General features: G+C 61.3%; 3 protein-coding genes. 2 read left to right on the top strand and 1 reads right to left on the bottom strand.

Going from position 1 to position 2,309, the window contains the following annotated elements; translation table 11 throughout:
- The coding region (locus M3461_00945) for a hypothetical protein (GenBank protein ID MDQ3773045.1) at positions 1 to 536 on the top strand (536 nt) is incomplete at its 5' end.
- A gap of 678 nt (positions 537 to 1,214) precedes the next feature.
- The gene (locus tag M3461_00940) at positions 1,215 to 1,511 is read left to right on the top strand and encodes a hypothetical protein (protein ID MDQ3773044.1); all 297 of its coding nucleotides are present in this window, start codon (positions 1,215 to 1,217) and stop codon (positions 1,509 to 1,511) included.
- Between the two features lie 121 nt (positions 1,512 to 1,632).
- Here M3461_00940 and M3461_00935 read toward each other — a convergent pair.
- Positions 1,633 to 2,309: asparagine synthase C-terminal domain-containing protein (locus M3461_00935; GenBank protein MDQ3773043.1), on the bottom strand; the 677-nt coding region annotated here is incomplete at its 5' end.

Raw genomic sequence — 2,309 nt, 5'->3', positions numbered from 1 at the left:
GGGATGGGGTATTCATCGAGGCTGACGTGGACGACTACGCGAGGTTGGAGGCGAAGTACAAGTCGGTTCCACGCATACGCACGCTACAAAGCTTCGTCACTCCCCAGAACGTGCTCGACCTGTTCCGCTCAGCGGACGTTCCGAAGGACTTGGAGCTTCTCGCCATCGACATCGATGGCGGCGACTACTGGGTCTGGCGCGCCCTGACCGACTACGTGCCTCGGATAGTTGTCATCGAATACAACCCGGAGCTGCCCGCCGACGAGCGTCTGGTCGTACCCAGCGATTACTCAGGGTGGGACGGGTCGGACTACTTCGGTGCGTCGATCGGAGCGCTTGCAGCCCTAGGCGACTCAAAGGGCTATCGCCTCGTACACACCGACCTTACGGGTGCGAATGCCTTCTTCGTGAGACGTGACCTTCCGGGGGACTGGCCGGACGAGCCGGAGCTGCGCGGACCGAACTCGTTTCTACTCGGCATGCGACATCCCGCCGACATGCTTGATCGGCCATTTGACCGGGATCCACCCGTCTAAGGGGGCACCGTAGATAAGAGCCCCTCGCTTCACCGTCGAGGTACCCCCTTTTCTAGCGGCATGAGCTCAGCCTGCGCACCAGAGAGGGCGTCGGTGTCCCCGGCCCTTACCGCTCCCAAGTCCGGTCAGAACCGGGTGGGAGGAGCGCGGACAGAGGCCTCGCGGTCGGTTAGGGCGATTGCATCGGTCAGGGACTGCACATCGGCCGCTAACGCGAGCCGGAGGGCATGCCTTAGATGGTAAGGTCTCCTCATGAGCACGCCTTATTTGCCACTTTATGAAAGGTACGCAGAGAGTGGCCTTGGCGAGTACGCTGCTCCTTTAGGGAACGAGCACGAGGCTAGCGCCTATGAGTTGAATTACGCGGAGTGGCTACCGAGGGTGCAGTCCGACCCCATCCTGGACATAGGGTGTGGAGCGGGCCATTTCCTCTACTGGGTCCGCCAGCGCGGGTATGGTAACGCTACGGGCGTGGATGTCAGTGCGCAAGCGATCAGGCACTGTCAAGAGCGCGACCTGCCGGTTGAACATGTGGTTGACCTGAGTTCCTACCTCGATGCGCATACGGGGCTTTTCGGCCTGGTTGTCATGAACGACGTAATTGAACACATACCACGAGAGGATCTTATAGGTCTCCTGGCAAGAGTGCGTGACGCTTTACTGCCGGGAGGGCGCTTGTTGGTCAAAACGCTAAATTGCGCGACTTTGGGCGGACTGTACCTTCGATACGCGGACTACACCCACACTGGGGGTTTCACCGACATGAGCCTTCGACAGGTCCTCGTGGCAACGCGGTTTACGTCGATCGTCGTTGCGCCCTATGGCCTGCCGCGACAGGGGCTTAAACGCAGTCTGTATCGGGTCGTCGTATGGCTATGGAGTCTTTGCTACGGGTTGATCATGTTGGTCGAGGCCGGGCCGAGCCTGCGGCCGCGTGTTCGCACTCGTATCATGCTCGCGGTCGCCGATCGGTAATTGCGGCGCCCTACCCAGGCGCTCGGTCATCCCAAGCCGCCAATCAGGGCCGAGAAACAGGTCTCAGCATGGTGGACCGGCACCCTTCCACTTTCTCGTGTATTGGGTGTCTCGCCGACGCTCAATCGGCCGTTCGCCCCCGATCCACCTGTATCGCCTCGAGGCTCGGAACGCCTCCGACCGGTGCGACTGAGGGCGGCCTGCTGACATTTCGTAGCCAATGCTCCAAGACGAGCAGGGACCAGAGCCGGTAGCCGTGCCCCCGAGCTCCGGACTTGTGCTCAGCCCACAGGCGTTGCACCCCGAGGGGGTTCAGGAGGTCGCGCGTCCTTGCGTCTGCGGGCAGCACCTCGTCTTCGAACATCGTCCCGAGCTCTCCCCTGAACCAGCGGTCCATCGGCACGCCAAAGCCCTGCTTGCGTCGATTCCATATCGCATCCGGGATCAAGGATCGAACCGAGGCCCGAAGCACAGGCTTGACGCGGCGGAGGCCGATCTTATTCTGTGCGGGAAGTCGCGCCAAGTGTTCGATCAGCTGCGTGTCGAGGAAGGGCGAACGGGTTTCCAGCGAGCTCGCCATCGACATGCGGTCCATTTTGACCGCAAGATCATCCGGTAGATAGGTCTTGAAGTTGAGGTAGAGGAGGCGGTCGAGGGGATGGAGATCCGACGAACGCTCCAACTGTTCGTCCGTCGAGCGGAGCAGTGATGGTCGCGTGGGCGGGTCCTTGAGCACCCCGGGCAACAGGTCCGGGTCAAACGGCAATGCCCATGACAGGTATCGGTCCGAAAGGTCCT

This window comes from Pseudomonadota bacterium, assembly GCA_030860485.1.
In the GTDB taxonomy this organism is placed as follows: domain Bacteria; phylum Pseudomonadota; class Gammaproteobacteria; order JACCXJ01; family JACCXJ01; genus JACCXJ01.
This window is presented reverse-complemented; position numbering and strand designations above follow the sequence as displayed.